The sequence below is a fragment of the Yoonia sp. genome (genome assembly GCF_036007805.1).
Lineage (GTDB): Bacteria > Pseudomonadota > Alphaproteobacteria > Rhodobacterales > Rhodobacteraceae > Yoonia.
In genome coordinates this window covers 1-7,101 of the sequence record NZ_DASYOK010000266.1, presented here as the reverse complement: position 1 = coordinate 7,101, position 7,101 = coordinate 1, and the positions used below count along the sequence as shown (strand labels likewise).

The window sequence follows — 7,101 nt, the reverse complement described above, 5'->3', positions numbered from 1 at the left end:
GCGCGATGGGTACGCCATCCCGCCATTCTATCCGTGCTCTCTGGTCTGTCATCGGCCCTTGCCTTACCACTGCACACATCTTTGAGCGGAAGGACAACGAATGGCAACGGCTGATATCACGGTCATGGGGGCGGGTGTTTTCGGACTGTCCGTCGCTTACGCTTGCGCACGTCGCGGGGCAGTGGTGCGCGTGATTGATCCGCATGGCGTGGCGGCGGGTGCAAGTGGCGGATTGGTCGGGGCCCTGGCGCCACATGTGCCGGAGAACTGGAACGACAAAAAGGCGTTTCAGTTTGAGAGCCTGATCATGGCCGAAGGCTTTTGGGGGGATGTTGCGGCGCTGACCGGCCAGGACGTGGGCTATGCGCGGTCAGGGCGTCTGCAGCCTTTGGCGGATGCGCGTGCGGTCGATCTGGCACAGGCCCGCGCGGAAAGTGCGGCGACGCTCTGGCAAGGCAAGGCGCGCTGGGATGTGATCCCAGTCACAGATGCGCCGTGGATGCCGCCATCACCAAGCGGCATGATCGTGCATGACACGTTGTCGGCGCTGATCTACCCCCGCCGTGCGACCCGCGCTTTGGCGGCCGCTGTGGTGGCGCTGGGGGGTGAGGTTCTGGCTGAGGGGCGCGTTGAGGGCAAGGTAGTCTGGGCCACCGGCTGGCATGGCATGCAAGAGATCGGGGGGAACGGTGTAAAAGGGCAGGCCGCACTGCTCGATTTCAATGCCGCAGGCCAGCCACAGTTGTTTGCCGATGCGCTGCATATTATCCCGCATGGTGATGGCACGGTTGCGATCGGGTCCACATCCGAGCGGGAATTCGATGATCCGCACGGCACGGATGACGCGCTTGATGACGTGCTGGCGCGCGCCTATGCCGCCTTTCCGGTGCTGGCCGGAGTGCCGGTGCTGGAGCGTTGGGCGGGCGTGCGTCCGCGCAGCAGAAGCCGCGCGCCCGTGTTGGGCGTGCACCCTGAGCGAACTGGAGAATATATCGCCAACGGCGGTTTCAAGATCGGCTTTGGCATGGCCCCTAGGGTGGGTGCCGTGATGGCCGATCTGATCATGGACGGGAATGATCAAATTCCTGAAGGTTTTCGCGCCTAGACGGCGGGTGCTTTGGCGAACGGCAGATGGCCTGTCTTGATCCAGAATTTCGCACCGTCTTTGCCGCCTGTGACCTGCATCGCCTGCCCATCGGGGATGCGTAGCCAAGCGCCTTTGGTGAGGGTGTCCAAGCCTTCGGTCGCGTTGCCGTCGATCATCAGAAGTTCAGCACCACCTTCGGGCGTCTCTGCAAAGACCGCATCGGGGGCCAGTGCAATGAAGCGTACAGTTTCCTGTGCGTCCTGATGCAGGACTTGCACGTGCACGCCATCGCCCAGATCGGCCAGTTCCGCGCCCATTTCCCTGCGAAACTGGGTGCGGTCATCAAGGTCGAATTGCCAAAGCTTCACGAAAATCGTGCAGCCCTCCTCTGCCCCCGGCGTGTGTGATGTGGTCGGCGGATTGCGCACGTAAGTCCCTGCGGGATAATCGCCGTGTTCATCCTGAAACACGCCGTCGAGCACGATGAATTCCTCGCCACCGGTATGGGTATGGGCGGAAAACTTGCTGTTCGGTGCATAGCGCACGATAGAGGTTGCGCGCGCAACCTCATCCCCGATCCGGTCCAGCATGCGGCGATCAACACCCGGCATGGGGGATGCTTTCCACGGGATATCCTGGGTATGCAACAAGACGCGCTTGGTGAAATCAGCGTTGAGTTCCATGGGGGCTCCTTACAAAGGGGTTATGGCGATGCCGGCGTCGGTCAGATGCTGGCGGATGCCGCGCGCCATCTCGACGGCGCCCGGCGTGTCACCATGCAGGCAAATCGTGTCAATCTGGCAGGGGATGTGTTTGCCGCTTTCGGCGATGATGGCCCCTGCCTCCAGCATGCGCAGGATACGTGGTGCGGCAGAGGCCGCGTCATGCAGGACCGCACCGGGCAGGCTGCGGTCGACCAATGTCGCGTCGTCGTTATAGGCGCGGTCGGCGAAAATTTCACCGGCCCAGTTGCAGCCCAGATCGCGCACAACGTCCTCCATCGCGGTGGCGGCCAGCACCATGATGACGATTTCGGGGTCCACGTCGAGGGCAGCGGTGTAGCAGGCCTTGGCCAATGCAGGATCAACAGAGGCCATATTGGACAGCGCCCCGTGCAGTTTCAGATGGCGCACTTTACCACCGGCGCGCCGCGCCATGGCTTGCGCTGCACCCAGTTGATAGGCCACAGCATTCGCAATCTCGTCATGAGGCAGGGGCAGTTTACGCCGCCCGAAACCTTTGAGGTCGGCAAATCCCGGATGCGCGCCGATGCCGACACCATTGGCGACTGCAAGGCGCATGGTCTTGTCCATGACGTCCGGATCGCCGGCATGAAACCCGCAGGCAATATTCGCCGAAGACACGATGTCCAGCAGTGCCGCATCATCGCCCATGCGCCAATCGCCAAAGCCTTCGCCCATGTCAGAATTGAGATCGACGGTGCGTGTCATGTCCATGCCTTTCAGAAACGTTCCGGCCCAAACATAGCCTCTGCCTGCCCATAGTCGACGTGAAACTGTCCGAGGTGCGGTGGATTTGCAGTTGTGAGCGTGCTCTTGACGGGGCACAAACCGGCCGTGCTATAGGCGTTAACAGTATCGTTACGGCTAAGCTTGGGTCGCTATCCCTAGTAACAGTGGCAGATTGGTCCTATTTACCCTCTCATATCGCGTCAAGCGCCTCTGTGCGCGCGGAAATATATTTAAGGAGTGCCTTATGGCACACGGCATGCAACCGGATTTGGCCGGAAAACTGACATTTGAAGAGGATAAAGGTGCTGGGCGGTCCAAGTGGGTTGCCATTTTTCTAGCCCTGCTTTTGGTCGGCTGGATGGGGAGTGGCTACGTTCTGCCATCACAAAGCTCCGAGAGCGAAGCCGCAACAGCCCCCGTAAAACGTGCGATTACCGTGGCGGTGATGGACTCTCAGGCGCAGGATGTGCAGCTGGTTCTCTCTGCCGAGGGACAGGCCGAACCTGATCGCGTAACAGGCGTGCGGGCCGAAACCGAAGGCCGGGTAATCTCGGTCTCTGCCGCGCGTGGGGATCTTGTAAGTGCCGGTCAGGAAATCGGCAGGCTGGATGCCGCGACCATTGAAGCCCAGCTTTTGCAGGCACAGACCCAACAAGCGCAGGCGACACGTGATTTGAATAATGCGCTGGCCCTGCAAGAGCGCGGCGTGGCCACCGAAGACCGCGTCAGCGCCGCCCGCGCGGCCAAGGCAGCTTCTGATGCGGCCGTCACCGCCGCCCAAGAGCAGTTGGCCAACACGTTCATTCGGGCCCCATTTGCGGGCCGTTTGAACGATTTGACGATTGATGAGGGCGAGTTCGTCAGTAACGGCAGTATCGTCGCCGAGGTGATCGACAATGATCCGCTGACAGTGGTCATTCAGGTGCCGCAGCAGGCGTTGTCGCGGATCAAGAGGGGGCAGACTTCGACGGTGGACTTCATCACAGGTGAACAGCGTCCCGGTGTTGTGAGCTTTATCGGGGCCAATGCCGACCAGCAGACCCGAACCTTCCGTGTCGAAGTGACCGTCGATAACCCAGATAGCGTGATGCCTGCCGGTCTGAGCGCGCGGATTGCGCTGCCTACTGGTGAGGCGCGCGGGCACTTCATTTCGCCAGCGATCCTGTCACTGGGTACCAACGGTGAATTGGGCATAAAGATTGTCGAAAATGACAACACCGTGTCTTTCAGGCCTGTCGCTATCGCGCGCGCCCAGACAGACGGCGTTTGGGTGACGGGCCTGCCGGATAATGCCCGGATCATTACGGTGGGGCAGGGCTTTGTGAATGCGGGTGACTTGGTTGATCCGCGCCCGATTGCTGCGGACCAGACGGCGGAAATCGCGCAATGAACACGTTGATTGATGCGGCTTTCAAGCGCAGCAAGGTTGTCCTGTTGATCCTTGCGTTATTGCTGGCTGTTGGCTCTTTGTCGTACACGGCGATCCCGAAAGAGAGTAACCCCGAAGTCCCGATCCCGATCGTCTTTGTGTCGGCCTCGGTTGATGGTATCTCTCCGCAAGACGCCGAAGATGTGCTTGTCGGGCCGATGGAAACCGAGTTTGCCTCGCTGACGGGTCTTAAATCCATGACGTCCACGGCCAGTGAGGGGCGCGGTGCGGTCCAGCTTGACTTTGAGCCGGGGTTTGATGCGGCAGAGGCGCTTGATCAGGTGCGCAATGGTGCCGATACCGTCGAAAGCGAACTGCCCTCGGATGCCACGGTGATTGTGACCGAGATCAACACGGCGCTTTTCCCGATCCTGACCGTAATCCTGTCCGGTCCTGTGCCGGAACGCACGCTGAATGCACTGGCCGAAGACCTGCAAGATGACATCGAAGCGCTGAGCGGTGTGCTTGAGGTGGATGTGGCCGGCAAGCGGACCGAGCTGATGGAGGTTCTGATCGACCCGACGGTGTTCGAGACCTACAATATCTCGTTCAATGAACTTATCAGCTCGATCACCAACAACAACCAGTTGATTGCTGCAGGTGCGATTGAAAGCGAGGCGGGACGCCTTGTACTCAAGGTGCCGGGGCTGATTGAAGACATCGAAGATGTTATGGAACTGCCCATCTTGGTGCGCGGCCAGACAGTTGTGACCTTCGCCGATGTGGCGACCGTGCGCCGCACGTTTGAGGACCCAACAGGGTTTGCACGCATTGATGGCCAGCCTGCCCTCGCGCTGGAGATCAAAAAGCGGGTGGGGGCCAATATCATCGAAACCGTCGCCGAGGTCCGCAGTGTCGTTGAGACGGCACAGGCCGAATGGCCCGACACCGTGCAGGTGCGCTATACGCTGGATGAAAGCGAAACTGTCAGAACGATGCTGTCGGATTTGGAGGCGAATGTGATCGCAGCGATCATTCTTGTGATGATCGTGGTTGTTTATGCGCTGGGCTTGCGGTCGTCGCTCTTGGTTGGTCTCGCTATTCCTGGTGCGTTTCTCACGGGTGTGGCAGGGCTCTATTTCATCGGTTTCACGATGAATATCGTGGTCCTCTTCTCACTGATCCTCGTGGTGGGAATGCTGGTGGACGGGGCCATTGTGACGGTCGAACTGGCAGACCGCTATCTGCATGAAGGTCAATCCCCCAAAGAGGCCTACGCCCGTGCCGCCAAGCGCATGGCGTGGCCGATCATCGCCTCGACCGCGACCACGCTTTGTGTGTTCTTTCCACTCTTGTTCTGGTCGGGTGTTGTGGGTGAGTTTATGAAATTCCTGCCCATCACAGTGATCTTTACACTGGCTGCATCGCTCTTCATGGCGCTGATCTTTATCCCCGTCATGGGTGGTCTGATCGGCAAACGCCAATCGCAAACAGCCAAGGCAAAGGCCCAGCTTTATGCCGCCGAACACGGTGATCCGCGCAAGATGACGGGTTTCATGGGCGGTTATGTGCGCGTTCTGGAATGGTCGATCTTGCGACCATGGACAACGCTCAGCTTTGCCATGATCGCGCTGGTGGCGTCATTTGTGGCTTACGGCAGCTTTGGCAACGGTCTGACCTTCTTTCCCAGTGTCGAGCCAGATTATGCGCAGGTCGAAGTGCGCGCCAAAGACAATTTCTCGGTTTACGAACAGGATGCGCTGGTGCGTCAGGTCGAGGCGCGTTTGGCCGGATATGGCGAAATCGCCAGCGTCTATTCCCGCTCGGGCGGCACCACCGACGGCGGCGATTTGATCGGCACGCTGCAACTCGAGCTGGCAGATTGGGACACACGGCGGCCCGTTGTGCAGATTGCCGAAGATATCCGTGTCGACATGGCCGAAATTCCGGGCATTGACGTGCAGGTTCTGACCGATAGCGGCGGCCCCGGCGGCGGCAAGCCGATCAACCTCGAGGTGATCGGCAATGCGCAGGCCGATCAGGAGGCGGCGGTTGCGGCCATTCTTGCACAGATGGAACGCATGGGCGGCTTTATTGATGTGGTCGATTCGCGCCCCAGCCCCGGTGTCGAATGGCAGATTGCCGTGGACCGTTCAGAGGCGGCGCGCAGTGGTGCTAGTGTGGCGGTCTTGGGCCAAGCAGTGCAACTGCTGACACGTGGTATTGTCGTGGCTGATTACCGCCCCGAAGATGGCGACGGCGAGGTTGATATCGTTGTGCGCTTCCCTGCGGGTAATCGCACATTGGCTGAACTTGAAGCGCTGCGTGTGCCCACCGATGCGGGCCTTGTGCCGATCTCGAATTTCGTGTCGTTCAATCCGGCCCCACGCAGCGGTGTCATTACGCGGATTGACCAAGAGCGGGTGCTGACGATCTCGGCGGATGTGGCAGAGGGTGTCCTGGCCAATGACCAGACTGTGGCACTGCAGGCTGCGATTGAAACCCTTGATCTGCCTGCGGGCGTGCGGGTGGACTTTGGTGGTGAGGCCGAGGATCAGGCGGAATCCATGACCTTCCTTATCGGCGCGTTTGTGTCTGCGATTGGCTTGATGTTTGTGATCCTGCTGACCCAGTTCAATAGTTTCTGGCAAGCAGGAATCGTGATGTCCGCGATTGTGTTCTCGGTTGCGGGTGTGCTGTTGGGGCTGATGATCACAGGCCGTCCCTTTGGCGTGGTGATGGGTGGGATCGGCGTGATCGCGCTGGCGGGGATCGTGGTGAACAACAATATCGTTCTGATCGACACGTTCAATGAACTGAAAGCCCAAGGGTTCTCCTCGCTTGAGGCTGCTTTGCGTACAGGTGCCCTACGTCTGCGCCCTGTGGTGCTGACCTCGGCCACGACAGCGCTGGGGCTGATGCCGATGGTCATCGGTTTGAACATCAACTTCTTTACGCGCGAGATCGTCTATGGTGCGCCCTCTACACAATGGTGGACCGAATTATCGAGCGCCATTGCGGGCGGTCTGGTGTTTGCGACAATCCTGACGTTGTTGTTGACGCCTGCGATGCTGATGTTGGGCGAGCGTCGCGCGAAACGGTTTGAAACGCGAGATCCTGCGCTGGTCCCGGCCGAGTAACTAGCCGATGATCTTCCGTGCTGCGGCTTCGGC

5 protein-coding genes are annotated in these 7,101 nt (G+C 59.8%); 3 read left to right on the top strand and 2 right to left on the bottom strand.

Going from position 1 to position 7,101, the window contains the following annotated elements:
• Positions 1–100: 100 nt before the first annotated feature.
• Entirely contained in the window at positions 101–1,105 is a 1,005-nt protein-coding gene (locus VGP75_RS14400) for an NAD(P)/FAD-dependent oxidoreductase (RefSeq protein ID WP_327544326.1), read from the top strand.
• On the opposite strand, the gene VGP75_RS14395 is transcribed toward VGP75_RS14400, so the two are convergent.
• On the bottom strand, positions 1,102–1,770 hold the full coding sequence (locus VGP75_RS14395; RefSeq protein WP_327544325.1) for a cupin domain-containing protein: 669 nt from the start codon (positions 1,768–1,770) through the stop codon (positions 1,102–1,104). The genes VGP75_RS14400 and VGP75_RS14395 overlap by 4 nt on opposite strands.
• Positions 1,771–1,779: 9 nt before the next feature.
• Positions 1,780–2,538, bottom strand: coding sequence for a LamB/YcsF family protein (locus tag VGP75_RS14390; protein WP_327544324.1), 759 nt, complete (start codon positions 2,536–2,538; stop codon positions 1,780–1,782).
• Positions 2,539–2,803: 265 nt separating this feature from the next.
• Between VGP75_RS14390 and VGP75_RS14385 the strand changes: the two genes are divergently transcribed.
• Together VGP75_RS14385 and VGP75_RS14380 are read left to right on the top strand one after the other, a co-directional pair.
• Positions 2,804–3,949, top strand: a complete 1,146-nt coding sequence (locus tag VGP75_RS14385) for an efflux RND transporter periplasmic adaptor subunit (RefSeq protein WP_327544323.1) — start codon at positions 2,804–2,806, stop codon at positions 3,947–3,949.
• Positions 3,946–7,068 carry an efflux RND transporter permease subunit gene (locus VGP75_RS14380; protein ID WP_327544322.1) on the top strand — a complete coding sequence of 1,041 codons (3,123 nt, stop codon included), beginning with the start codon at positions 3,946–3,948 and terminating at the stop codon, positions 7,066–7,068. Before VGP75_RS14385 ends, VGP75_RS14380 begins: the two co-directional genes overlap by 4 nt.
• The last annotated feature ends 33 nt before the right edge of the window (positions 7,069–7,101 follow it).